A 24952-nucleotide genomic window follows, 5' to 3' on the forward strand; every position below is an offset into this window, starting at 1 on the left:
CCATGATCGCGGGCCCGGCGGCCCGGCGCACGCTGAGGGTTCTCATACCGGGGGCCGAGGCGGACGCGGGGAGATCGTCCCGCGGGCTGATCACCGGCGCGCCCCGCCGGGCCAGGCTCGGGCGTACCCGCCCACCGACGGAAGGAACCCCGGTGCGTCTCTCCCGGACAGGACTGGTGGCCGCGACGGCCGCCCTCTTCGCGGCGGCGGTGCCCGCCGCGGCCGCCGATCCGCTCACGCCGTACACGACACAGCAGCTGAACTGGGGCGACTGCCCGTTCAAGCCGGCGGCGGAGGAGAAACCCGCGCAGTGCGCGCGGATCACGGTCCCGCGGGACTGGGCCGACCCGGCCGCGGGGCCGGAGCTGGAGGTGTCGATCAGCCGGGTCGCGGCGACCGGCGAGCGGCGCGGCGCGATCCTGCTGAACCCGGGCGGCCCCGGTGGCCAGGGCACCCCGCTCGCGGGCGCGCTCGCCGCGTTGCAGCCGACGGTGAACCAGCTCTACGACTTCGTCGGGATGGACCCGCGCGGCACCGGGCACGCGGGCACCGACGACCTTGGCTTCCAATGCCAGGTGCCGGTCGGGCGGCTGCCGCAGGGCCCCCTCGACGCCCGGGACCGCTCGAAAGCGAGCATCGCCGCGCATCAGCAGACACCCCGGGCCGTCGCCGAGGCGTGCCAGAGCGACGCCCTCGCGCCGTTCGCCACGACCTGGCAGACCGCCCACGACATGGACCTGATCCGCATCCTGCTCGGCGACGAAAAGCTCAACTACCTCGGCTACTCCTACGGCACCTGGCTCGGTGCCAAGTACGCGTCGCTGTTCCCCGGGCACACCGGCAAGACCGTGCTCGACTCCAGCGTCGACTTCGAAGGCAGGCTGCAGGCCGACTTCGAGGCGTTCCCCGTCATCGACCAGCGGCAGTTCGACGACGTCTACCTGCCGTGGCTGGCGCGGAACTTCCCGGCCCAGCTGGGCGGGACGGCCGCCGAGGTCAAGGCGAAGTGGGAGCGGGTCCGCGCCTACTACGGCACGCACGGCCTCGCGCCGGACACCTACGACGGCGTGTTCGTCGGCAACGGCAGCCCGTTCCGCTGGGCACTCGGCGCGCTGATCTTCCTCCTCGGCGCCCAAGCGCTCGACGGCACGGCGGCCCCCGGCCCGGCGGCGCTGGAAGGCGACCTCGACGCGGTGTCCCGGACGACGTTCGGCGTCTCGGCGGCGCAGCTGACCACGGACCGGGTGGCCGCGTCGAACCTCGCCCCCGACTACAAACAGGTGTCCGGCACGCGCTACGCCGTCGCGTGCGGCGACCAGCCCACCCGCCCGGCGGCCTGGTACAAGCGGCTCAGCGACCGGCAGGGCCCGCGCTACCCGCTGTTCGGCTGGGCCTACGGCCTCGGTGAGCCGTGCGGGTTCTGGTCGGACAAGCCGCGGCACGAACTCCCGGACGTGCCGGCGGAAGCGGCCGCGAACATCCTCGTGGTGCAGGGCGAGTTCGACCCGCAGACCGGGTACGAGCAGGCGACGTCGGGGGCGCGGTCGGCCGGCGTGCCGCTGGTGTCGGTGGACGATTCGCCGTTCCACGGCCAGTACGCCCTGGCGGGCAACCCGTGCGTCGACGGTCTCGTGAACGTGTTCCTCGTCAAGAACTCCCGGCCGAAGGACACGACCTGCCCGGGTGTTCCGCTGCCGGGCGAAGACCAGGTGTACCCGGTCGCCGGGCCGGTGCGGGGCACGGGTGCGTCCGTCCAAACGCGACTCTCCGGCGACGTGACGGCGTTGCGCGCACGGGTCCAGGACGAGATCAGCGCGGTGAACCGGCACCGCTGAGCTGGACCCACTCGGCGTCGGACGGACGGCGCCTGGTGTCCACGATGCTGAGCATCCACCAGCCCGGCGGGGCGAGGTTCGGTTCGTCCGGCACCGTGACCGTCAGCTCGTCCAGTGCGGTCACGGTGAAGGGCAGGTCCAGCAGGCGCTGCTGGCTGTCGGTCGAGTGCGTGGTCGCCATCGGCCGGATCAGCTGCACCCACCGGATGTCCCGGGCGTTCGGGGTGCGCAGCGTGAACTGGCCGCCGTAGCTCGCCGTGCCGGGGGCCTCCTCGATGAACGGGCGCCGGCCGCGGAAGAGGTACGGCGGGTGGTAGATCTCGATCCGCAGCTCGTCGTCGCCGCGGTCGGGGTTGGAGCCCGCCGTCGCGACGCGGCCGTCGGGCAGCAGCAGCGCCACCGAGTGGTAGAGCCGCGGGACGGTCGCCGTGGCCGTGACCGTCCACGTGCCGGACTGCGGGTCGTAGATCTCCGACTCCAGCACCGGCCGCGCCTCGCCCTCGCTGCCACCACCGCTGACGAACACCGTGCGGTCGGGCAGGATCACGGCGTTGAGCCGGGTCCGGCCGTGGTTCATCGGCGCGGTCGGCGTGTAGGCGGGGTTCGCCGCGGCGAGGTCGGCGATGTCCGCGTTCGCCACCACCCCGCCGGCGCCGAGGCCGCCCGTCACCAGCACCTTCTGGTCCTGCACCGGCGGCAGCAGCACGCTGGCGGCCTGGTCCCTGCTGCCGGCCGCGGTCAGGCCCGGCACCGGCGTGTGCGTGCCGGTGCCCAGGTCCAGCAGCTCACCGCCGATGCCGGTGTTCCCCAGCGACGCGCCGGTGAAGAACAACCGGCCGTCCCGCAGCAGGAACAGGTGCGGGTAGAGCGGGTAGCCGGGCACCCGCAGCGCACGCGTGGCGTGCCACGTCCGCGTGCCGGGGTCGAACACTTCGGGCACCTCGTTGAGGCCGGTGCCCGCCGCATTGGTGCCGGAGAAGGCGATCGCCGTCCCGTCGGCGAGCGACACCAGGGTCGGGTACCAGCGGCCGTCGGCCATCGCGGCGACGTTCACCCACTGCTCGGCGCGCACGTCGAACACGGCCGCGTCCGGCAGCCCTTCCCACGGGTTGTCGTAGTTCTTCGTGCCGCCGGCGGCGATCAGGTCGCCGTCCGGCAGGGTCGCCTGGCCGCAGCAGAACGTGTCGTACGAGATCGGCACCGGGGTGAACCGGCCGCTGCGGTAGTCCCACAGCACCGAACCGTAGGTGTGCGAGTCGTGCCTCGGCGGGTAGTTGCCGGAGCCGGAGAAGATCAGGATCTTCCCGGTGTGCAGCAACGCGAAGTGCACGGCCAGGGTGACCGAGTCGCAGGCGAGCAGCTCCCACGCGCCCTGGACCGCGGCGGTGGCGATCACCTCGTCGACGCCGGGCGCGTCGCCCATCCCCGGCATGTCCCCCATGCCGGCCATGGTCCCCATGCCGGGCATCGTTTCGTGCCACTGCGGCGACGCGCCCGGTCCGCAGTCGAGCGTGCCGCCCACGTCCGCGCAGCAGTCGCCGTCGTCGTAGGGCAGCTCGAACGGCAGGCGGTCCAGCGAGTCGGCGGTCACCCAGATCCGCTGCCGGGCGCGGACCAGCCCGGCGAGACCGAGCATCATGTGCTCTTCGAGGTGGCAGTGGAACAGGAAGTCGCCGCGGACCGGCACCTGGCGGGCCCCGGCCGTCGCCGGCTCGGCGGCGGCGAAGTCCGGCAGCCGCACCGGTTCCGGAACCACCGTGTCGACGGTGAACCCTTCGACCGGGCTCAGCGGGTGGACGTCGGTCGCGCCGCCCGGCGGCGAGGGCAGCTTCCAGCGCGCGGCGTGCGGGTGGAAGTTGTGCCAGGTGTCGCCGACGTCGAGGTTCAGCAGGTACCACCGCAGCCGTTGCCCCGGCTCCGCTTCGATGGTCGGGGTGTTGCCGACGTAGCTGCGGCCGTTGAGGCAGAACGACGACGCTCCCCCGCCGCCGGCGAACACGATGTGCTCGTGGTGGCCGCTGTTGAACCAGGTCACCGTGCCACCGGGCGCGACGGCCACCGAAGCCGGCTCGAAGAAGTTGTCCCCGATCACCACGTTGACCGCGGCCGGCGCGCCGCCGGAGACCACGACCGTGCCGGACATCGTGACGCCGTGGATCTTGCAGTGGTACGGGTAGCTTTGCGCGGCGGTGCCGAACGGGTGCGAATAGCGCGCGCCACCGTCGAGCACCGGGCTCTCGAACCCGTCCTGCGCGACGTCGCCCGCCAGCTGGTGGACGAACAGCGGGATCTCGTGGTCCGCCGGCGGCGCGGCCGGGTCCCGCACGATCAGCGCACCGAACAGCCCGCGGTTGATCCAGCGCTGCACCTGCTGGTGGTGGTCGTGGAAGGCCCAGACACCGACCGTGTCCCGGCCCGCGGTGAAGTGGTAGGTCCAGCTGCCGCCGGGATGGATGTCGTCGCTGCGGGTGCCGTCCTTGCCCTGGACGCCGAGCGGCCAGGCCCCGTCGGAGTCGGCCCCGTAGTGCAGGCCGTGCAGGTGCAGGCTGTGGCAGTCGGCAGGATCGGCGTTGACCACGTGCACCGCCAGCCGGTCGCCGACGTCCGCCCAGAGCACGGTGCCCGGGACGCGGCGGTCCCACGGTGGCTCGTTGGCGTCCGCGGGCACCAGCGGATCGGTGACCGGCTGCGTGTAGGCCGCGTCGTGGTACTGCCGGTACACCAGCGCGTCGAGGGTGCTCGCGAAGATCTCTTCCGGTTTCACCCGCCCGATTTCGTGGCCGGGACCGCGCAGGCAGTCCTTGCCGTAGTCGCGCGAGCAGCAGTCCTCGGCCGGCGCGAGCGGGCTGTAGCCCATGACCGGCTCGATGCGCAGGTAGACGTCACGGTTCGCCATCGAAGCCCCCCTCGAGTGCCCGGCGCCGTCCGGCTAACCGGCCTCGATCGTCGTCGACACGGGCGTGGCCGTCGACGGCTCGCCCGTCTCGATGCCGTCGGCCGTGATCGTCGCCCGGTGGAACGTGACCGGGCCGGCGTGCGCGTCCGTGGTGGGCACCGCGTCCACTCCGGCCTCGCGGGTCCCCGCCACACCGGTCCCGCCGGAAGCTCCGCTGACCGTGCGCGGCCCGATCCACAGTACCTGCTCGGGCGCGTTCGCGAGCAGCGCGACGTCGGTGCAGATGTTCAGCGGGCTGTTCCAGGCGACGTTGACGACGAACGTGACGCCCCGGTTGGGGTCGAACGGCGGGCCGTGCGGGGTGACGTTCTCGACGGTCACGTCCGCGGCGCCGATGAACCGCTGCTCCGTGCTGTCCGGCAGCTGCTGCGTCCCCGCGGCGTACTCGCTCGCCTGCACCGAGACGACGGAGTCCGCGCTGAGGGCGGGCCAGTTCAGGTTGACCACGTTGCGCCCGGGGTTCATTTTCCAGAAGATGCGGATCGCCACCGTGGGTTCCTCCGGGGTCCAGTCGAGCGGGTAGGGGTTGTCCGGGTTCGGGCCCGGGACGACGGAAACGACCGGGTGCCCGGCCGCGTCGGTACGGGGAAACGCGCGGTCCAGCTGAGCTTTGAACGCGGGAAACGGGTCGGCGCTGTCGCCGGTGAGGTTCCGGTACACCCCGGCGAGCGTCGGCGCCGCCGCGGCGATCACCCGCTTGATGTCGTAGCCGCGCTGGTAGGAAAGGTAGTTGATGAACAGGGTCGCGCAGCCCGACTTGGCGTCGGGAGCGTGGTCGTGTTCGTCGACGCCGTTGACGTAGTCGGCGCGGTCGCTGTTCAGCCACAGACCGGCGGTGTCGAAGCCGGCCAGGTTCGCCCCGAGTCCCCGCTGGTGCAGGAACTCCGCCGACAGGACCCGGGACAGCCCCTCCCCCGCGGAGCCTTCGTTGCTGCCGTCCGCGGCGAACCAGCCCCGGTTCTGCGCCAGCATCAGCATCTCGACCACCTCGGCCACCAGCAGGTAGCGCACGACGTCGAGGCCGGATCCGTTGCCGGGCCGGAGGCTGATCGGCGGACCCCAGCCCGCCGAGGCGTAGCCACCGGGGTCGATGTGCACCTCGATGGGCAGCGCGTACGGCAGGCCGATGCCGCCGAACCAGTCGGACATGATCGCGTAGTCCTGTTCGCACACCGCCAGCAACGCGGTCGCCCGCTGAGCGCCGTCGGCGGCACTCAGCGAATTGTCGTAGCTGACCCGGTAATGGGTCGTGGAACCAGCGAGAACGAGAGTCACGAAACGAGACGGTACGGATCGCGATGCCGCTGCGGAAACGTCGGGAAAGGCGTCCTTTGGGGCAGTTTTCGGGGCCCGGATGGTCGCCGCGTGCCGAAAAGACCGGCTGTTCCGCTCACCTCGCCGCCGGGGCCTGCCGGAGCCGTCCGCGAGCGGAGGGGGGTGGCCCCGCCGGGCCGGTTCGGGGCAGGATGGTTCTTGACCGATTCACCTGGCATGAGGAGCGAGATGACCGCGATTGTGCGCGTCGTGGGACGGCAGGTCCTGGACAGCCGCGGCAACCCGACCGTCGAGGTCGACGTCGAGCTGGCGGACGGCTCGACCGGCCGGGCCGCCGTGCCCTCGGGCGCGTCGACCGGCACCAACGAGGCGGTCGAGCTGCGCGACGGCGACGAGACCCGCTACCACGGCAAAGGCGTGCGCAAGGCCGTCGCCGCCGTGAACGGCGAGATCGCCGACGCGGTCCGGGGCATGGCCGCGGAGGAGCAGGACGTCATCGACCGGACGATGATCGAGCTGGACGGCACGCCCAACAAGGCGAGGCTCGGGGCCAACGCCACCCTCGGCGTCTCGCTCGCGGTGGCCAAGGCGGCGGCCGCGGCGCACCGCCAGCCGCTGTACCGGTACGTCGGCGGCGTGTTCGCGCACGTGCTGCCGATGCCGATGATGAACATCATCAACGGCGGCGCGCACGCCGACAACGCCATCGACTTCCAGGAGTTCATGATCGCGCCGGTGGGGGCGGAGAGCTTCGAGGAGGCCGTGCGGGTGGGCTCGGAGGTGTTCCACACCCTGCGCAAGAGCCTGCACGAGGCGGGCCACAACACCAACGTCGGCGACGAGGGCGGGTTCGCGCCGAACCTGAACTCCGCGGACGAGGCGCTGGAGTTCGTGGTCGGCGCGATCGAGAAGTCCGGCTACACCCCCGGCGAGGACGTCGCGCTGCTGCTGGACCCCGCGGCTTCGGAGTTCTACGCCGACGGCGTGTACGACTACCGGGGCGAAGGCCGCAAGCGGTCGATCGAGGAGCACGTGGAGTACCTGAGCGAGCTGGTCGGCAAGTTCCCGATCGTCTCGATCGAAGACGCGATGGCGCAGGACGACTTCGACGGCTGGAAGCAGATCACCGACGCGATCGGCGACCGCTGCCAGCTGGTCGGCGACGACGTGTTCTGCACCAACGTCGAACTGCTGCGCAAGGGTATCGACCTCGGCATCACCAACTCGATCCTGGTCAAGGTGAACCAGATCGGCACGCTCAGCGAGACGCTGCTGACGGTGAACACGGCGTTGCGCGCGGGGTACTCGGTGGTCATGTCGCACCGCTCCGGCGAGACCGAGGACGCCACCATCGCCGACCTCGCGGTGGCGCTGAACTGCGGGCAGATCAAGACCGGTTCGCTGTCCCGCTCGGACCGCACCGCCAAGTACAACCAGCTGATCCGCATCGAGCAGGAACTGGGGGCGCAGGCCGAGTACGCCGGCGGCAGCGCGCTCAGCGGCCGTCGCTGACGGCCGATCGGGGGATCCGCCGTCGCCCGGCGGATCCCCGCACCCGGTTCAGAAGGCGGTGTACCCGCCGTCGACGGGGAGGACCGCTCCGGTGATGTAGGACGACTCCGGCGAGGCGAGGAAGAGCACGGCGTCGGCGATCTCTTCCGGGACGGCGAGGCGTTGCAACGGGATCTGGCTCTCGCGCAGGCGGCGGTAGGCCTCGGGGTCCGGCCTGCGCCGGAACGACGCTTCGATGACGGGGGTGGCGGTCAGGCCGGGAGCCACGACGTTGACGCGGATGTTGCGCGCCGCCCATTCGACCGCCGCGCCCTTGGCGAGCATGATCAGGCCGCCCTTGGCCGCGGAGTACAGGACTTCTTCGGACTTGCCGACGATGCCGAGCCGTGAGCCGACGCAGACGAACGAGCCGCCCTCGGGCGGCATCAGCGGCGCGAAGTGCTTCATCACCAGGAACGCGCTGAGCAGGTTGCTGTGGAGGACGTTCTTCGCGTCGTCGTAGGCCATTTCGGTGAGCGGGCCGCCGACCTGCAGGCCGTGGTTGAGCACGACGACGTCCACGGTGCCGGCGGACTCGGCGGCCCGGCGCGCCAGCTCCGCGACGAACGCCTCGTCGTTGAGGTCTCCGGGGACGTACACGTCACCGGGCTGGGCGGTGTCGAGCCGCTCCCGGCGGCCGGTGAGCAGCAGTCGCGCGCCCTCACGGCGGAACCGCGCGCTCACCGCTTCGCCGATGCCGCTGCCGGCGCCGGTCACCAGGGCGGCGACCTTCTCGAGTCTCATGTCGGACACTCCTTCGCAGGTTGGGTCAGCCGAGGAAGCCCCGGGCGTCGACCGGCCACCGCCGCGGCGCCGTGCCCGCGCTGTCGGTGACGATCAGCTCCTCGAAGTTGATCACGACCGGGCAGACGTGGTTGGGCACCACGGGAACCACGGCGCCGACGCGGGGGCGGGCGGCGCCGTCGGGCAGCGCGAGAAAACCGTGGTACTCGTTGAGCTTCGAGAGAACGGCCCCCGTGCCGAGGACGGCACCGTAGCCGCGCTCGGGGCTGCCTTCGCGGCCGAGGGCCTTGGTGCCCGCGTCGAGGATGACCTGACCGGGAACCCAGTCGCTGACCACGGTGGCGGCGACGAACAGGGCGATCCGGTCGTCGGTGCAGGCGCCGAGCCTGCTGTTGTCCAGATCGCCGAAGACGTACTCGCCGGGCCGGATTTCGGTGATCAGGTCGCCGGTGGAGAACTCGACCGTGGGCGTGGAGCCCGCGCTGACCACCTCGGCGGTGATGCCCGCCTGGCCGAGCCCGCGGACCGCGGTGGCGAGTGCGGCCTCCTGGTCCCGCGCGGCGCGCTCCCGGGCGTCCCGGCCGGAGCTGCCGTGCCCCGGATACGTGAAGACACCCACCGGGACGAGGCCGCGCTTGCGGGCGGCGAGCGCGAGGTCGCCGGCGAACTCGGGTGGCGCACCGGAACGGCGGGCGCCGCAGTCGACTTCGACCACGACTTCCAGCCGGCCGGGTTCGCCGCCCATCGCGTCGGCGAGGGCGTCGATCGCCGCGACGTTGTCGACGCCGACCCGCAGCCGGGTGGTCTCGGCGAGCCGGCGGATCCGGAGCCCCTTCGTCCCGGCGGGCCAGACCGGGTAGGCGAGGAAGATGTCGCCGAACCCGGCCGCGGCGAAGACCTCGGCCTCGCCGACGGTGCCGGCGGTGATCCCGGCCGCCCCCGCTTCGACCTGGCGCCTGCCGATTTCCACGCACTTGTGCGTTTTGACGTGCGGCCTGACGTCGAGGTGGTGCGCGGCCGCGAAGCCCTGCATGCGGTCGATGTTGTCCTGCATGACGTCGGCCAGCACGATCGGCGCGGGCGTGTCGATCCGCTCGCGAAGACCGTCGAGTGCTCGGTGGAGCCGGTTCACGCTGCGCTCCTCGTGATTCTCATCCTGCGGTGCAGATCAGCTGGATCTCGACCGGGCTGTTGCGCGGCAACCCGGCGACCCCGATCGCGGTGCGCGCGTGCCGCCCGTTCTCGCCCAGCACCTGGACGAGGAGCTCGCCGGCCGCGTCGGCGACCCGCGACTGCTCTCCGAGCTCGGGCGTACTGGCCACGAAGACCAGCATCTGCACGATCCGGACGCGGTCCAGGTCCCCCACCGCTTCTGCGGCGACGGCGAGCGCGTTGAGCGCGGCGTGGCGGGCGAGTTCCCGCGCCGCCGGCACGTCGAGGTCCCGGCCGACGACACCCTGGCCCAGGAGTACGCCGTCCCGGTACGGGAGCTGGCCCGATACGTGGATGGCGGAGCCGGCAGCGCGGTGGTTGACGTAGCTCGGGTTGCGCTCGAGGCCGGGGAGGGTCAGGTCGAGGTCGCGGAGCCGGTCCGAGGCGGAAGCGGAACCGGTCACGGGCGCGGCAGCCCGAACAACACGGGCAGGTCGGCGATGTCGGTGATCCGCTCGTAGCCGAGCCAGTGCTCGTCCTGCTCGAAGCCGCGGTCGACGTACACCTTGTGCTCGATGCCCATGACCGCCGCGGGGCGGTGGTCGTACTTCGGGCTCGCCGAGACGTGCACGATTTCGTCCGGGGTCACGCCGAGTTTGTCGAAGGTGTACTCGAACGCGCGCAAGCGGGGCTTGTAGACGCCCATCTGCTCGGCGGTGATGACGACCTCGAACGGGGCCTGGAGGTTTTCCACGAGCCGGGCCGCGTGCGCGTTGTCGGTGTTCGTCACGATCACCAGTGGAACCGCCTCCGCCAAGCGGTTCAGTGCCGCGCTGACACCCGGGTAGGGGCCCCAGGTCGGGATCTCCTCGTACACGGCTTGCGCGTCGCTGTCCCGGTACTCCAGGCCGAACCGGCGCATGGTCCGCTCCAGTGAGTGGGCGACGACCCGGTGGAAGGGCTGCCATTCGCCCAGGCACTCGTCGATCCGGTAGGCGTTGCCCGCGCGGAGGAACTCGTCGGCGATCTCCGGCGGGAGGCGGTCGCCCAGGGTCCGCCGGATGGCGTCGTTGATGCGGAAGTGGATCAGCGTCCCGTTCATGTCGAACGTGACGAACTTCGGCTTGCTGTCGAATGCCACGGAGTCCTCCGAGGGGTGATCCGAAGAGTGGGGTGGCAGTGAGTATTGGCGAGCGATCGTCAACTGTCAACAGTTGACGGGCTAACGGCATCTGCTTACCGGTCGTTCCGGGCTCGCTATGGTCATGAGGTGACGAGCAACCCGACATCGCGCGACTACAACAAGGCTTCGGTGCTCGAGGTGGTCCTCTCCCGGGCGCCGTTGACCCGCAACGAGGTCATCGAACTCACCGGCTTGAGCAAGGCCACGGTGTCGCGGGCGGTGGAAGAACTCCGTGCGGACGGGTTCGTCGCCGACGGTGGGGTCGACGCGGTCACCGGCCGGGGCAGGCGGTCGACCTACCTGGACGTGCCCGGCACGACCGGGCACGTGGCCGGGGTCAGTTTCGGCGTGGTCACCACCGGTGTCCTGGTCGCCGATCTGCGCGGCCGCGAGGTGCACCACGTGGTCGTCCCGACCCCGAACCACGACGAGGCCGGCGCCGCCGCCGAGTGGCTGGCCGGCCTGATCGGCGAGACCGCCGCAGCGGCACGGGGCCCCCTGCGCCAGATCGTCGTCGCGGTGCCCGGCCTGGTCCGCGACGGCACGGAGATCTTCGGCCCGGCGCGGTCGATGAAGATCTTCACGGGCTCCGGCCTCCATCGCGCCGTCGCGGATCTGGTCGACGCTCCGGTGCTCCTCGACAGTGACGCCAACGCGTCCCTGCTGGGCATCCTGGCCGAGGACGCCGGCATCCGGAATGCCGCGCTCTTCAACGTCAGCAGCGTGCTGAACTTCGCCGGCTGCACCGACCACGAACTCGCCCGGGGGCGGACGCCCGCTTTCGGCGGGATCGGTGTCCTCTGCGCCGGCGTCGGCCAGGAGACCCTCGACGGCCTGATGAGCGCGCGCGGGCTCCTCAAGTTCGCGCGTGGCCGGGGACTCGAACTGACGCGCGTCGAGGAACTCTGGCGAGGGCGGCGGGACGACGCGGCACGCGCCGGGGTGCTGGACGCGTTCACCACGGCGATCGTGACCGCCACCAGCGCCGTCGCCGTGACGCTGGACCCCGAAACGGTCTACTTCGCGGGCCGGTTGTGCCCGCTCGTCGAGGAGGTTCTCCCCGAGGTGCGCAGCCGCCTCGACCGGATCCTCCCGGCGGCGCCCGAGATCAAGACCGTGACGCAGGAAGTCGGCCTGTCCACGGCACGCGGAGCGGTGTTCGCCTGCCTGGCACTGGCCCAGGACCGGTTGCGGGACGCCGTACTCGGGGCGCGCAGCCAGCGCGCGGAACACTCCGCGCCGGCCTTCTGAGGGACGGCTTCATCCACAAAGGACCGGCCCGGCGAAGGTCGGCACCTAAAACTTTCAGGTTGGAACTGGAACGAATCGTGGTACGGTCGGTCCGGCAGCGAGCACCACCGACCGAACGAGACTGAAGGTGACCGCCGATGACTTCGACGTTGAGCCGGGCAATCGCCGGCTACCCCAACCGGTTCGACCCCGGGGCGGCGAGCGAGCTCCCGGAAACCCTCCGGGAGACCATCCGCCGCCGCGACGAAGTGCTCGGTCCCGGCTACACGCTCATCTACCGCGAGCCGGTGGAGTTCGTCTCCGGGCACGGGGCGCACCTGATCGACCGCGACGGCCACGACTACCTGGACGCGTACAACAACGTTCCCTGCGTCGGCCACGCTCACCCGCACGTGGCCGAAGCGGTCTCCCGCCAGGTGGCGACGGTCAACACCAACACGCGCTACGTCGAGGAGTCCCTGGTCGCCTACGCCGAGCGGCTGCTCGCGACCTTCCCCGACGGACTGGGCAGGCTGAGTCTCGCCTGCAGCGGTTCGGAAGCGAACGATCTCGCGGTGCGGGTGGCGAAGTTCCACACCGGCGGTACCGGAATCATCGTGACCCGGTGGGCCTACCACGGCATCACCAGCGAGGTCGCGAGCTTCTCCCCCACACTGGGTGCCGGTTCGTCCCTCGGGCCGAACGTCCGCGTCATCGATCCGCCCGACCCGCGGCTCGCCCCGCCCGGGGTCGCTCTCGCCGAGCACATGCGTCGGCAGGTCCGTGGCGCGATCGACGACCTCGAGCGCCACGGGTTCCGGCTCGCGGCCCTGATCACCGACGGCGCGTACTCCAGTGACGGGATCTTCACCGACCCGGTCGGCTACCTGAAGGACATGCTCGAAGAGGTCCACGCGGCCGGCGGTGTCTACATCGCGGACGAGGTGCAGGCGGGATTCGCCCGGCTCGGGGAGACGATGTGGGGCTTCAGCCGCCACGGCGCGCTGCCGGACATCGTCACGATGGGCAAGCCGATGGGCAACGGGATGCCGATCTCCGGTGTCGTGTTCCGCCCCGAGGTGTCCGACGAATTCGGGCGGAACGTCCGCTACTTCAACACCTTCGGCGGCAGCTCGATCCCGGTGGCCGCCGGGGCCGCGGTCCTGGACGTCTTCGAGGAGGAGAACGTCCGGCAGCGCGTCCTCGAGAACGGCACGGCGCTCCGGAAGGGGCTCGAAGAGATCACGAAGGACTCCGCGCACGTCGCCGAGGTCCGCGGTAGCGGCCTGTACGTCGGGGTGGAGATCGTCGAGGACCGGCAGGCGGGCGAGCCCGATCGCGCGCGCGCCGAGGACGTCGTCAACGACCTGCGCGATCGCCGGGTCCTCATCAGCGGCACGGGCCCGGCGGCGAACGTCCTGAAGATCCGCCCGCCCCTGGCCTTCACCGCCGCGGACGTGACCCGGTTCCTGGAGACCTTCGCCGAGGTGGCGAAGGCCCGGCTGTAGCGGCTCGCCCGAAGGAAGCGATCGTGACCACCGCACCGGATGCGAGCTTCGCCCGGCGGCTCTTCGAGGAGAGTGGCCTGGCCTCGTCGCACGAGCCCGTGGACGCGGCACTCGTGCGCACCCTCGTCGCGAAGCATTACCACGTCAGCGGAAACCTCGAGAGGCTGGCGACGGAGAAGGACGACACCTTCCGGCTCAGGACCGGCTCGGGGGACTACCTCGTGAAGGTCTCCCCGCCGGACGAGCCGGAGTCCGTCGTCGCCCTCCAGACCGCGGTGATGCGCTTTCTCGAGGACACCGCCCGGGAGCTGCCGGTCCAACGCGTGAAGCTGACGGTGGACGGGGACGACAACGTGGTTCTCGCGACGCGCGACGGCAGGACCCGCGTTCTCCGGGTTCTCGGCTTCGTCGACGGCGAGGTCCTGGCGCGGACGAACGCGGAACCGGATCAGTTCGCCCGCGCGGGTGAGATGCTGGGCCGGGTCGACCTCGCGCTCGCGGCGTTCACCCACCCCGCGGACCGGCGCGCGCTGGTGTGGGACATCCGCCATTTCCCCCGGCTGGCCGGACTCGCCGAGCACACACCGGACCCCGGGCACGCCCGGTTGGCCGGAGAGGTCTTCCGCCTCTTCGACGCCGCTGTCGTCCCGCACCTGGATCACCTCGAAACGCAGGTGATCCACGGGGACTTCAGTCCCCACAACGTCGTCGTCGACCCGGACCGCGAGGACTTCGTGGTCGGCGTGATCGACTTCGGCGACACGGTGCGCAGTGCCGTGGTCTTCGACCCCGCGGTGCCGATGGCGAACCTGCTCGGCCGGACGCCGCACGATCCCTGGCTGGAGGCGCGCGCTTTCGCCGCCGGCTATACCCGCGTACGCCCGCTCGGGGACCGGGAACTCCCGGTGCTCCCGGTGGCCGCGCTCGCCCGGCTCACGCTGCGCGCGCTGATCACCGACTGGCGCGCGCAGCGCGCACCAGACCGGCGCGCCTACGCGCTCAGCCACGCCAAGGACGACTGGACCAACTTGGAGCGCGCCCTCGCGGCTCGCCCAGAGTGAATCGGCGACGACTCGCTGTAAACTGTTGACAGTTGACGATAATCGCCGACAATCAACACAGCTCCTTCTCCCCTGCCCCGCTCTGACCGTCATTTCGAACGGAGATCGCCCATGAACGTCGTCGACCACGTTCCCAAGCAGCTCTTCATCGCCGGTGCCTGGCAGGACGCGGAGGCGGGACGCACGTTGTCCGTCGACGACCCGGCGACCGGCAAGGAGCTCGCGCAGGTCGCCGACGCCTCGCCCGCCGATGCCCGGCGGGCCGCCGACGCCGCGGCCGCGGCCCAGCCCGGCTGGGCCGCGACCCCGCCCCGCGTGCGCGGGGAAATCCTGCGGCGCGCCTACGAGATCGTCGTCTCCCGCACCGAAGAACTCGCTTTGCTCATGACACTGGAAATGGGCAAGCCCCTCGACCAGGCCCGCGGGGAGGTCGCCTACGCGGCCGAGTTCTTCCGCTGGTTCTCCGAGGAGGCGGTGCGGATCGACGGCGGGCTGTCGACCGCCCCGGACGGCGGGAACCGCATCATGGTCCTGCGCCAGCCGGTGGGGCCCTGCCTGCTGATCACGCCGTGGAACTTCCCGCTGGCGATGGGCACCCGCAAGATCGGCCCGGCAGTGGCGGCGGGGTGCACGATGGTGCTCAAACCGGCTCCGCAGACTCCACTGTCCACTTTGGCCCTCGCCGCGATCCTGACCGAGGCCGGGCTGCCCGACGGTGTCCTCAACGTCGTCCCGACCTCGGACGCGGCCGGGTCGTCGAGCCGCTGCTGCGCGGCGGGCAGATCCGCAAGCTGTCCTTCACCGGCTCGACCCAGGTCGGCCGGATCCTGCTCGCCCAGTGCGCCGGCACGGTCGTCCGCACGTCGATGGAACTGGGCGGCAACGCCGCGGTCCTGGTCTTCGACGACGCCGACCTCGACGTCGCGGTGGACGGCACGATGCTCGCGAAGATGCGCAACATGGGCGAGGCGTGCACCGCCGCCAACCGCATCTTCGTCCACCGTTCGGTCGCCGGGGAGTTCGCGTCCCGGGTGGCGGCCCGGATGGCCGCGCTCACCGTCGGCCCGGGCACCGAGTCCGGTGTGGACGTCGGGCCGCTCATCGACGACGCGGGCCGCCGCAAGGTCGACAGCCTCGTGCGCGACGCGATCGAGCACGGCGCCGAAGTGCTCACCGGTGGCGAGCTGCCGGCCGGGCCCGGCTGCTTCTACCCGCCGACCGTGCTGACGGGCGTGTCCGCCGACGCCGCTCTCATGCGGACGGAGATCTTCGGGCCGGTGGCCGCGATCACGGTGTTCGACACCGAAGAGGAAGCCCTCGCCGCGGCCAACGACACCGAGTGGGGCCTGGTCGGCTACGTGTTCACCCGGTCGCTGGACCGGGCGTTGCGGGTCGCCGAGCGGCTGGAGACCGGCATGGTCGGTCTCAACACCGGCCTCGTGTCCAACCCGGCGGCGCCCTTCGGCGGCGTCAAGCAGTCCGGCCTCGGCCGGGAAGGCGGCCGCGTCGGGATGGACGGGTTCCTCGAGTACAAGTACGTCGCCATCCCCTTCTGACACCCCAGGTCCCGGCGTCCGGCCGGGCCACGAAAGGAAGATCGCCATGATCGAGTTCGAGCCGAAGTACATCACGTTCGACATGCACGGGACGCTCATCCGGTGGCACATCGTGGACATGACCCGCAAGCTGCTGGCCGACGTCGTCCCGGCGGAGCGGATGGACGAGTTCGTCGACAGCTTCCGGGGCCAGCGCCTCGATGAGGTCCTGGGGCCCTGGAAGCCCTTCCCCGACGTCATCCACGACTCGCTGCGCAAGACGCTGGAGCGCTTCAAGCTGCCGTACCGGAAGGCCGACAGCCAGGCGATCGTGGACGCGCTCCCGACGTGGGGGCCGTACCCCGACGTGCCCGAGGCGCTGCGGACGCTCGCGTCCCGCTACCCGCTGGTCATCCTGAGCAACGCGGCCGACAACCAGGTGATGAGCAACGTCGAGAAGCTCGGCGCCCCGTTCCACGCGGTCTACACCGCCGAGCAGGCCCAGGCCTACAAGCCCCGGTACCAGGCCTTCGAATACATGCTGGACCAGCTCGGCTGCGGGCCGAAGGAGATCCTGCACGTCTCCGCCAGCCCGCGCTACGACCTGATGGCCGCGAACGACCTGGGCATCACGCACAAGGTCCACGTCAACCGCGGGTTCGAGCCCAGCACCCCGGGTTACGGCTACTACGAAGTCAACCTGCTCTCCCAGGTGCCCCCGTTGCTCGGCCTCTGACCGGGCCGATCGACCACGTGTCCTGTGTGGACTTGCGGCGAAGGGGCCGGCCGGCGGCGGCTATGGCCGGTCGTGCCCCGCGTTTTCGGTGAGCGTCTGCAGGTAGTGGAGGTCGAGGGCGCGGGTGAAGGCGGCCGCGTCCCGGCTCGCGAGCGCGTCGACGATCGCCTGGTGCTCCTGGAGGAGGGAGTCTTCGGAGGGGTACCAGCGTTCGAGCCGGTTGATCGACAACGACGACTCGGCGATCAGCGTGGAGTAGGCGCGCTGGATCCGCGAGTTGCCGGAGGCGGCCACCAGGGAGCTGTGGAAGTGCAGGTCGAGCTCGACGACTTCGCGCCACCGGCCCGAGCGCTCCGCCGGGCCGATCTCGTCGACGATCGCCTGCAGCTCCCGCACGGTCCGGTCGAGGACGTCGTCGGCCGCGGCCAGCACCTTCTCGCCGCAGCGGGCTTCCAGTGTCTGCCGGGCCTCGTAGATCTCGGCGATGTCCTCGGGCGTGATGTCGGTGACGAAGACGCCCCGGTTGGGGATGCGGACCAGCAGGCCTTCCTGCACCAGCCGCTGCAGCGCCTCGCGCACCGGACCTCGTGACACGCCCAGCTGCTTGGCGATCTCGGACTCCGACAGCGGCTGGGCGGGCTGCAGGGTGCCGTCGAGGATGTTGTTCCTGATCTGGGCGGCGATCGTGCCGGACACCGACTGGTAGTCGATGGCCTGCAGGTTCAGGTTCTTCATCCCGCTCCCCCTGTGGTGAGACCCGCTCTGGTCTTTCGTTCACTGACGACTGTTGACGTTACACGAAAACGCCTCGAAGCGTTCACAGCAAACTGTTGACAGTTTACAGTGAGCCGGCTTACAGTCGCCTCCTGCCGGACACTTCGCTTCACCTGGAAAGGGCCACCGTGATCGACTCAGCCTTCCGGCCGAAGTACGTCTCGTTCGACTGCTACGGCACGCTCATCGACTTCCAGATCACCCCGGTCACCCGCGAACTCGTCGGCGACCGCCTGACGCCCGCGCAGTTCGACCGGTTCGTGATCGATTTCCGGGCGCTCCGGTACGACCAGGTCTGCGGCGAGTTCTACGCGTACCAGCAGGTCCTGCACGACGCCTACGCCCGCACCTGCAAGAAGTGGGGCCTGGCGGTCGCCGAAGACGCGGGACGGCGCTTCTCCGACGCGGTGCTGTCCTGGGGGCCGCACGCGGACATCCCGGACCCGCTGAAGAAACTGGGCGAGCACTACCCGCTGGTGATCCTGTCCAACGCCGACACCAGCTACCTCGACGTGAGCGTGCCCAAGCTCGGGGCGGAGTTCCACGCCGTGTACACCGCCGAGCAGTCCGGCTTCTACAAGCCCCGCTACGCCGCGTTCGAGTACCTGCTCGACCAGCTGAACACTCCGCCGGAGCAGTTCCTCCACGTCTCCTCGCACACCCGGTACGACCTGATGCCCTGCCACGACCTGGGCTTCACGAACACCGTGCTGCTCGACCGCGGCTACGACCCGCCGGCGCCGGTGTACGGCTACACCAAGGTCGACTCGCTCGACGAGCTCAACGGCCTGCTGGGGATCTGATCAGGATGAAACTGACCTCGTACTGGCAGGACACCGCCGTGCCCGGCGGCGACCACCGGCGCACGCCGATCCCGGAGCGGGTCGACGTCGCGGTCATCGGCGGCGGGCTCACCGGGACGTCGGCGGCCGTCGAGCTGCGCAAGCTCGGCGCGTCCGTGGCGGTCCTCGAACAGAACACGATCGGCTGGGGAGCGTCCGGCCGCAACGGCGGCATGGCGACCACCGGGCTGGCGATCGGCTTCGGCACCGCGGTGAAACGCTACGGCGCCGACCGCGCGGTCGCGATGTTCCGGACGTACAACGACGCGATCGACAGCATCGAGAAACTGGTCGCCGAGCACGGGATCGACTGCGACTTCGAGCGCTCGGGCAAGCTCACCCTCGCCTACCGCCCGGCGCACTTCGAAGCGATGGTCAAGACCCGCAAGGCCCTGGAAGAACTCGCCGGCCACGAGGTCGTCACCGTCCCCAAGGCGGAGATCCACCGCGAAATCGGCTCCGACTTCTACCACGGTGCCACCGTCGACCCCCTGGCCGCGGGCCTGCACGTCGGCAAGTTCGTGCACGGGCTCGCGACGGCCGCCGACAAGCTCGGCGCGACGATCTGCGAGAACGCCGAAGTGACCGCGCTGGACCGCAACCCGCGCGGCGGGCACGTCCTCCAGACCACCCGCGGCCGCCTCCACGCCGACCAGGTACTGGTCGCCACCAGCGGGTACACCGGGAAGCTGACGCCGTGGCTGCGGCGGCGGGTGATCCCGGTCGGCAGCTTCATCATCGTCACCGAGCCGCTCCCCCGGGACGTCGTCGACCGCATCCTGCCGCACCGGCGGCAGGCGTCGGACAGCAAGAACCTCATCTACTACTTCCGGATCACCCCCGACGACCGGCTGCTCTTCGGCGGCCGGGCCCGGTTCGCGATGTCCAGCCCCGACTCCGACGTCCGGAGCGGGCAGATCCTCGTCAAGGCCATGACCGAGGTGTTCCCCTACCTCGCCGGCACCCGCGTCGACTACACGTGGGGCGGCCTGGTCGACCTGTCCATGGACCAGCTCGTGCACGCGGGCGAACGCGACGGCGTGCACTACTCGGTCGGCTACAGCGGGCACGGCGTGCAGATGGCCACGTACATGGGCCAGAAGATGGCCCGGTTCATGTCCGGCGACGCCGAGGCCAACATCTGGGGAGACGTCAAGTTCCCGCCCGTGCCGGGGCACTTCGGCCGTCCGTGGTTCCTGCCGCTGATCGGTGGCGGGGCCCGCGTGCTGGACGCGATCTCATGACCGCGGTGGCCGCGGTGACGGCGTCGGCGGAGGTGTCGTTCGGCCTGCCGGGCGGGGCGCTGGTCGCCGGCGAGTGGCAGACCGGCGGGCTCACGGCCGAGGTGACCGACCCGCACGACGGCGCGCCGGTCGGGTGGGTCGCGGGCAACGACGCGGCCGACGTCGACGCGGCCGTCCGCGCCGCGGCCCGTGCGCTCACCGAACCGTGGCCACTGTGGCAGCGGCGGGAGGCCCTGGAAGAGGCCGCCCGGCTCGTGCGGGACGAGGCGGCCTGGCTGGCCGGGATCATCCACACCGAAGGCAGCAAGACCGTCGTCGAGGCCGAGCAGGAAGTCCGGCGCTGCGCCGAGACACTGCGCCTGTCGGCGGCGGCGAGCACCGTCCTGCGCGGCGAGGTGCTCGAGTTCGACGACAGCGACCGGGGCGCGGGCAAGCGCGGCTGGTTCGTCCGCGAACCGCTCGGCGTCGTCGCCGCGATCACCCCGTTCAACGACCCGCTCAACCTGGTCGCCCACAAGGTCGGCCCGGCGCTGCTCGCCGGCAACGCGGTCGTGGTGAAACCCGCGGAAGCCACCCCGCACTCGGCGCTGGCCCTGGCGGCCGTCCTCCTGCGGGCCGGGGTGCCGGCGGCCCGGATCGCGGTCGTGTGCGGTGGCGGGGAAACCGGGCACGCGCTCGTCACCCATCCGGGGGTCGCCGCGGTTTCGTTCACCGGCGGGCCGGCCACCGCGGCGCGGATCGCCGCCGAGGCCGGGCCGAAGAAGCTTCTGATGGAACTCGGCGGCAACAACCCGGTGATCGTGTGCGGTGACGCCGATCTCGACGCCGCCGCCGACGCGATCGTGCGGGGCGCCTTCGGGTGCGCGGGGCAGAACTGCCTGTCCGTCCAGCGGGTCTACGCCGACGCATCGATCCACGAAGGACTGCTGACGCGGATCACGGCCGGCGCACGCGCGCTGAAGGTCGGCCCCAAGACCGACCGGGCGACCGACGTCGGCCCGATGATCAGCGAGGCCGAAGCCGCCCGCGTCGAAGCGTGGGTCGGCGCGGCACTCGCCGGGGGCGCGCGGGCGCACACCGGCGCCCGGCGCGACGGCGCGTACTACCACCCGACCGTGTTGACCGACGTGCCGCCGGACGCCGACGTGCTGGTGCGCGAGGTGTTCGGCCCGGTGGTGACCGTCGTGCCGGTCGCGTCCACGGCGGCCGCGGTCGCGGCGGCGAACAGCGCCCCGGCGATGCAAACCGGTGTCTTCACCGGTGTGCTCGACGACGCACTGTCCATAGCGGACCGGCTGCACGCCGGCGCCGTGGTCGTCAACGGCACGAGCGACGTACGGATCGATTCGATGCCGTTCGGGGGGTTCAAAGGTTCGGGGATCGGGCGCGAAGGCGTCAGATTCGCGGTCGAGGCGATGAGCGAGCCCAAGAGCACGATCATCATCGCGGCCTCGCAGCACCAGTCCACAGTGAAGCGCACACAGTAGACAACAGGAACCCGGGCATGTTCTGCTCGTCCGGCGGCGCGACCGCCACACGGGCAGCCCCCGTCGAAGGAGAATCGGATGCGGGTCAAGGCGGTTATGAGCGTGGTGGTCCTCACTGCGACGATGAGTCTCACAGCGTGCAGCACCAACGCGGGCACGGTACCGGCGGGCGGCGGCGGGGCCGCCACCACCGAGCACACCGACGACATCTCGGCCGGCGTGCAGCCGGACCCCGCGGCGGTCGCCCTGCTGCCCGCCGAGGTGAAGGCCAAGGGCACCCTGGTGACCGCGGAGGACCTGACCAGCCCGCCGACCACCTTCATGGCTTCGGACAACAAGACCCCGATCGGGTTCAACCCGGACATCGCCCGGCTCATCGCGGCCAAGCTCGGCCTGAAGCTGGACATCAAGAACGTCAAGTTCGACGTCATCATCCCCGGCCTCCAGGGCAACCGCTACGACCTCACGGTGTCGACGATGGGGACCTCGGCCGAGCGGCTGAAGGTGCTCGACATGATCAACTACTTCACGAACGGCTCGACGGTCGCCACGGCCGCCGGCAATCCCAAGCACCTGGCGATGGACTCGCTCTGCGGCGCCACCCTCGGCGTGCAGTCCGGCAGCACCCAGGAGCTCAAGTGGCTGCCCAAGCTCAACCAGCAGAACTGCGTGAGCAAGGGGAAGGACCCGATCAAGGCCGTCGCGCTGCCGAGTGTCAGCGACGCGCTGACGCAGGTCGCCTCCCGGCGCATCGACGGCGTCTTCTACGACGCGACCTCGCTCACCTGGGCGAAAGCCAAGCAGCCCAACGCTTTTGACGTCCTGCAGCCGGTGCTGAACCCGCTGCCGGTGGCCGTCGCGCTGAACCTGAACTCGCCGCTGACCCCCGCGGTGCAGGCCGCGCTGCAGTCGATCATCGACAGCCCGAAGTACCAGGAAGCCTTGTCGCGCTGGGGCTTCACCGGTCTGGGCGTCACCAAGGCCGAGCGCTCCAAGCCCCAGCCCAAGTGAGGGAACCGGTGACCGGACTGCAACCCGAGGAAAAGAAGCGGATCAGGCCTCCGCGCACACGGGACTACGCCGCCTGGGTGGTGGCGGTCGCGGTCGTCGCCGGCCTGCTCTACGCGCTGGTGAGCAACAGAAACTTCCAGTGGGACGTGGTGTTCCGGTACTTCACCGCCGCCTCCATCCTCGACGGCGTCGGCATCACCCTCATGCTCACCGCGGTGAGCATGGTCCTCGGAACCGTGCTCGGTCTCGTCCTCGCCGTCATGCGGATGTCGCCGCAGGCGCCGATCTCGGGGCTGGCCCGGCTGTACATCACGTTCTTCCGGGGCACCCCGGTCCTGGTCCAGCTGGTGTTCTGGTTCAACGTGGCCGCGCTGTACCCGAACCTGGCGATCGGCGGCCACGCCGTGGACATGAACGCGCTGATCACCCCGCTCACCGCGGCGATCGTCGGGCTTTCGCTCAACCAGGCGGCGTACATGGCGGAGATCATCCGGGGCGGCTTCGCCTCGGTGCCGCGCGGCCAGTTCGAGGCCGCGGAGTCGCTCGGCATGGGTGGGTTCACCAAGCTGCGCCGGGTGATCATCCCGCAGACCATGCCGGCGATCATCCCGGCGACGGGCAACCAGGTGATCGGGATGCTGAAGGAGACGTCACTGGTCAGCGTGCTCGGCGTCGCGGATCTCCTGCAGAGCGCGCAGGCGATCTACGCGCGGACGTACGAGACGATCCCGCTGCTCATCGTGGCCAGCCTGTGGTACCTGATCATGACGCTCTCCCTCAGCGTGCCGCAGTCGATGATCGAACGCCGGTTCTCGCGTTCCTCGCGGCCGGTCGTCAAGGTGAAGGAGTCGCTGCTGTGAGCGCCGACGGGACGATCGTGGCCCGCAAGCTGTGCAAGAGCTTCGGGCACCACCGAGTGCTGAAGGAAATCGACCTGACCGTCGCGGCCGGGGAGATCTCCTGCATCATCGGGCCCAGCGGATCGGGAAAGTCGACGCTGCTCCGCTGCATCAACGGGCTGGAGCAGATCGACCGGGGCGTGCTGCGGGTCAACGGCGAGGACTTCGGCTACGTCGAACACGCGAGCGCGTACCACGCGGTCACCCCGCAGCGCCTCGCCGAACAGCGGACCCGGATCGGCATGGTGTTCCAGCAGTTCAACCTCTTCCCGAACATGACAGCCGAAAACAACGTCATGTCCGGGCCGGTCCTCGTCAAGAAGGTCCCGCGGAAGGCCGCCAGGGCGCAGGCGGCCGAACTGCTGGCGAGAGTGGGACTGGCGGACTGCGGGCAGAAGTACCCGGCCCAGCTCTCCGGTGGTCAGCAGCAGCGAGTCGCCATCGCCCGCGCGCTGGCGATGGACCCCACCATCATGCTGTTCGACGAGCCGACGAGCGCGCTCGACCCCGAACGCGTCGGCGAGGTGCTCGCCGTCATGCGCGACCTCGCCGACCTCGGGATGACGATGCTCGTCGTCACCCACGAGATGGGGTTCGCGCGCGAAGTGGCCAAGGACATCCTGTTCATGGACGACGGCGTCGCCGTCGAGCGTGGTGACGCACGCGAGGTGCTGGCCAACCCGGCCGAGCGGCGGACTCGGGAATTCCTCGAAAGGGTGCTGTGATGGATGGCAAGCTGGCGGTCGTCGGCCTCGGCAGCGTGGGCAGCATGGCCCTCTGGCAGGCCACGCGCCGGTCCGGCAGCCGGGCCGGCGAGGTCGTCGGGTTCGAGGCGCGGACCCCGGGCCACACCCGGAGCGCGGTCGGCGGCGACACGAGGCTGTTCCGGATGACCTACCGCGGTGGGACCGGTTACGCCCCGCTGCTGGAACGGGCGAACCTGCTGTGGCCGGAACTCGAAGCCGAGACGGGGCACGAGATCCTGACGCGGTGCGGCGGTCTGTCGATCGGCGCCCGGGACGGGGAGTACCTGCCGGAGCTGCTCGCGACCGCGACGGCGAACGGCACCCCGTTCGAGTTCCTCGACCACGACGAACTCGCCGCCCGCTACCCGCAGCACCGGCTGCGGCCGGACGACTGCGCGCTGTTCGACCCGCGAGCGGGCTTCCTCCGCACCGACCGCGCGGTGACCGCGGCGACGCAGGCCGCCCGCGAGGCCGGCGCCGAGGTGCTGGAAGGCACGGGCATCGACGAGCTCCACGAGGAACCCGGCGCGGTCGTGCTCCGGTCCGGGCCGCGCACCTGGCGGTTCGAGCGGGTGATCGTCACCGCCGGCGGCTGGTCGGCGCACCTGCTCCCGCCGCCGGTCGCGGCCGCCGTCCACCCGCGCCGGAACTACCTGACGTGGTTCGTGGCCCGGCGCCCCGAAGAGTTCGCCCCGGAGCGGTTCCCGGTGTTCATCCGGATCGAAGGCGACCGGTCCCTCTACGGCGCACCGAGCACCGACGGGGTGACCGTGAAAGCGACCCTCGACGGGCGCTCCACGCCCGCCGAGCACGCCGACCGGGTCCGGCGTGAGCTCACCGAGGAGGAGATCGCCGAGACCCACGAAACGGTGCGCGAGTTCCTGCCCGGCCTGGTCCCGAGCATCGTGCGCGCCGACGCGTTCCCGGACCTCTTCACAGCGGATCACGCGCCGCTGCTGGGCAGTCTGCCGGGGCGGCCGCGCACGGTCTTCGCCACCGGTTTTTCCGGACTGGGCTTCAAGATCGCCCCGGCGTCGGCCGAGGCCGCGGTCGCGATGGCGTTCGGCGAGCCCGCGACCGAGGTGACCGGCCTCCGCCCCGACCGCTTCGCGACCCTCGAAAACGCGTAGCGCCGGGAACGTCCGCGGTGGACGGTCCACTCCCCTCCCCCGAGCAGCCTGGA

Annotated in this window: 20 protein-coding genes and 1 pseudogene; 14 read left to right on the top strand and 7 right to left on the bottom strand. The window is 70.9% G+C overall.

What is annotated here, in order from left to right; genetic code table 11:
- Positions 1-152: 152 nt before the first annotated feature.
- Complete coding sequence (locus CF165_RS20720) at positions 153-1835, top strand: alpha/beta fold hydrolase (protein ID WP_093949185.1); 1683 nt, start codon at positions 153-155, stop codon at positions 1833-1835.
- On the opposite strand, the gene CF165_RS20725 is transcribed toward CF165_RS20720, so the two are convergent.
- Positions 1810-4731 carry a galactose oxidase-like domain-containing protein gene (locus CF165_RS20725; RefSeq protein WP_093949186.1) on the bottom strand — a complete coding sequence of 974 codons (2922 nt, stop codon included), beginning with the start codon at positions 4729-4731 and terminating at the stop codon, positions 1810-1812. The genes CF165_RS20720 and CF165_RS20725 overlap by 26 nt on opposite strands.
- A gap of 33 nt (positions 4732-4764) precedes the next feature.
- On the bottom strand, positions 4765-6066 hold the full coding sequence (locus CF165_RS52080; protein WP_205660920.1) for a hypothetical protein: 1302 nt from the start codon (positions 6064-6066) through the stop codon (positions 4765-4767).
- A gap of 228 nt (positions 6067-6294) precedes the next feature.
- Here CF165_RS52080 and eno point away from each other — a divergent pair, with 228 nt between their 5' ends.
- Entirely contained in the window at positions 6295-7578 is a 1284-nt protein-coding gene (gene eno / locus CF165_RS20735) for a phosphopyruvate hydratase (protein ID WP_093949187.1), read from the top strand.
- Positions 7579-7626: 48 nt separating this feature from the next.
- On the opposite strand, the gene CF165_RS20740 is transcribed toward eno, so the two are convergent.
- From CF165_RS20740 to CF165_RS20755, 4 genes are read right to left on the bottom strand one after another with little or no spacing between them, the layout of a single operon-like run.
- Complete coding sequence (locus CF165_RS20740; protein WP_093949188.1) at positions 7627-8361, bottom strand: SDR family NAD(P)-dependent oxidoreductase; 735 nt, start codon at positions 8359-8361, stop codon at positions 7627-7629.
- Between the two features lie 25 nt (positions 8362-8386).
- Positions 8387-9493 carry an alanine racemase gene (locus CF165_RS20745; RefSeq protein WP_093949189.1) on the bottom strand — a complete coding sequence of 369 codons (1107 nt, stop codon included), beginning with the start codon at positions 9491-9493 and terminating at the stop codon, positions 8387-8389.
- 19 nt (positions 9494-9512) lie between these two features.
- Entirely contained in the window at positions 9513-9977 is a 465-nt protein-coding gene (locus tag CF165_RS20750) for a RidA family protein (protein ID WP_093949190.1), read from the bottom strand.
- A complete protein-coding gene (locus CF165_RS20755) occupies positions 9974-10654 on the bottom strand; it encodes a haloacid dehalogenase type II (protein WP_093949191.1) in 681 nt (226 codons plus the stop codon). Before CF165_RS20755 ends, CF165_RS20750 begins: the two co-directional genes overlap by 4 nt.
- 129 nt (positions 10655-10783) lie before the next feature.
- On the opposite strand from CF165_RS20755, the gene CF165_RS20760 reads away from it, so the two are divergent.
- The 5 genes and pseudogenes from CF165_RS20760 to CF165_RS20780 all read left to right on the top strand — a co-directional run bounded on the left by CF165_RS20760 (position 10784) and on the right by CF165_RS20780 (position 16766).
- Positions 10784-11947 (top strand): ROK family transcriptional regulator, encoded by a 1164-nt coding sequence (locus CF165_RS20760; RefSeq protein ID WP_093949192.1) that lies wholly within the window; start codon positions 10784-10786, stop codon positions 11945-11947.
- A gap of 137 nt (positions 11948-12084) precedes the next feature.
- On the top strand, positions 12085-13434 hold the full coding sequence (locus CF165_RS20765; protein WP_093949193.1) for an aspartate aminotransferase family protein: 1350 nt from the start codon (positions 12085-12087) through the stop codon (positions 13432-13434).
- Positions 13435-13457: 23 nt separating this feature from the next.
- Entirely contained in the window at positions 13458-14495 is a 1038-nt protein-coding gene (locus CF165_RS20770) for a phosphotransferase (protein WP_240521689.1), read from the top strand.
- A 111-nt stretch (positions 14496-14606) separates the two neighbouring features.
- A pseudogene (locus CF165_RS20775) lies at positions 14607-16051 on the top strand (NAD-dependent succinate-semialdehyde dehydrogenase).
- Positions 16052-16097: 46 nt separating this feature from the next.
- A complete protein-coding gene (locus CF165_RS20780) occupies positions 16098-16766 on the top strand; it encodes a haloacid dehalogenase type II (RefSeq protein ID WP_093949195.1) in 669 nt (222 codons plus the stop codon).
- A 60-nt stretch (positions 16767-16826) separates the two neighbouring features.
- Here the strand turns inward: CF165_RS20780 and CF165_RS53435 are convergent, their stop codons facing one another.
- Positions 16827-17501 carry a GntR family transcriptional regulator gene (locus tag CF165_RS53435; RefSeq protein ID WP_093949196.1) on the bottom strand — a complete coding sequence of 225 codons (675 nt, stop codon included), beginning with the start codon at positions 17499-17501 and terminating at the stop codon, positions 16827-16829.
- A 167-nt stretch (positions 17502-17668) separates the two neighbouring features.
- Here CF165_RS53435 and CF165_RS20790 point away from each other — a divergent pair, with 167 nt between their 5' ends.
- The 7 genes from CF165_RS20790 to solA all read left to right on the top strand — a co-directional run bounded on the left by CF165_RS20790 (position 17669) and on the right by solA (position 24899).
- Entirely contained in the window at positions 17669-18343 is a 675-nt protein-coding gene (locus CF165_RS20790) for a haloacid dehalogenase type II (protein WP_093949197.1), read from the top strand.
- Between the two features lie 5 nt (positions 18344-18348).
- Complete coding sequence (locus CF165_RS20795; RefSeq protein ID WP_093949198.1) at positions 18349-19626, top strand: NAD(P)/FAD-dependent oxidoreductase; 1278 nt, start codon at positions 18349-18351, stop codon at positions 19624-19626.
- Positions 19623-21113, top strand: coding sequence for an aldehyde dehydrogenase family protein (locus tag CF165_RS20800; RefSeq protein ID WP_093949199.1), 1491 nt, complete (start codon positions 19623-19625; stop codon positions 21111-21113). The genes CF165_RS20795 and CF165_RS20800 overlap by 4 nt, the downstream gene beginning before the upstream one ends.
- A gap of 123 nt (positions 21114-21236) precedes the next feature.
- A complete protein-coding gene (locus CF165_RS20805) occupies positions 21237-22124 on the top strand; it encodes an ABC transporter substrate-binding protein (protein WP_240521690.1) in 888 nt (295 codons plus the stop codon).
- A gap of 8 nt (positions 22125-22132) precedes the next feature.
- The gene (locus tag CF165_RS20810) at positions 22133-22984 is read left to right on the top strand and encodes an amino acid ABC transporter permease (RefSeq protein WP_093949201.1); all 852 of its coding nucleotides are present in this window, start codon (positions 22133-22135) and stop codon (positions 22982-22984) included.
- Positions 22981-23748: an amino acid ABC transporter ATP-binding protein gene (locus CF165_RS20815; protein WP_093949202.1), complete on the top strand. Its 768-nt coding sequence runs from the start codon at positions 22981-22983 to the stop codon at positions 23746-23748. Before CF165_RS20810 ends, CF165_RS20815 begins: the two co-directional genes overlap by 4 nt.
- Positions 23748-24899, top strand: a complete 1152-nt coding sequence (gene solA / locus CF165_RS20820; protein WP_093949203.1) for an N-methyl-L-tryptophan oxidase — start codon at positions 23748-23750, stop codon at positions 24897-24899. Before CF165_RS20815 ends, solA begins: the two co-directional genes overlap by 1 nt.
- Positions 24900-24952: the final 53 nt, after the last annotated feature.

Source organism: Amycolatopsis vastitatis, from assembly GCF_002234595.1.
GTDB classification, from domain to species: Bacteria; Actinomycetota; Actinomycetes; order Mycobacteriales; family Pseudonocardiaceae; genus Amycolatopsis; species Amycolatopsis vastitatis.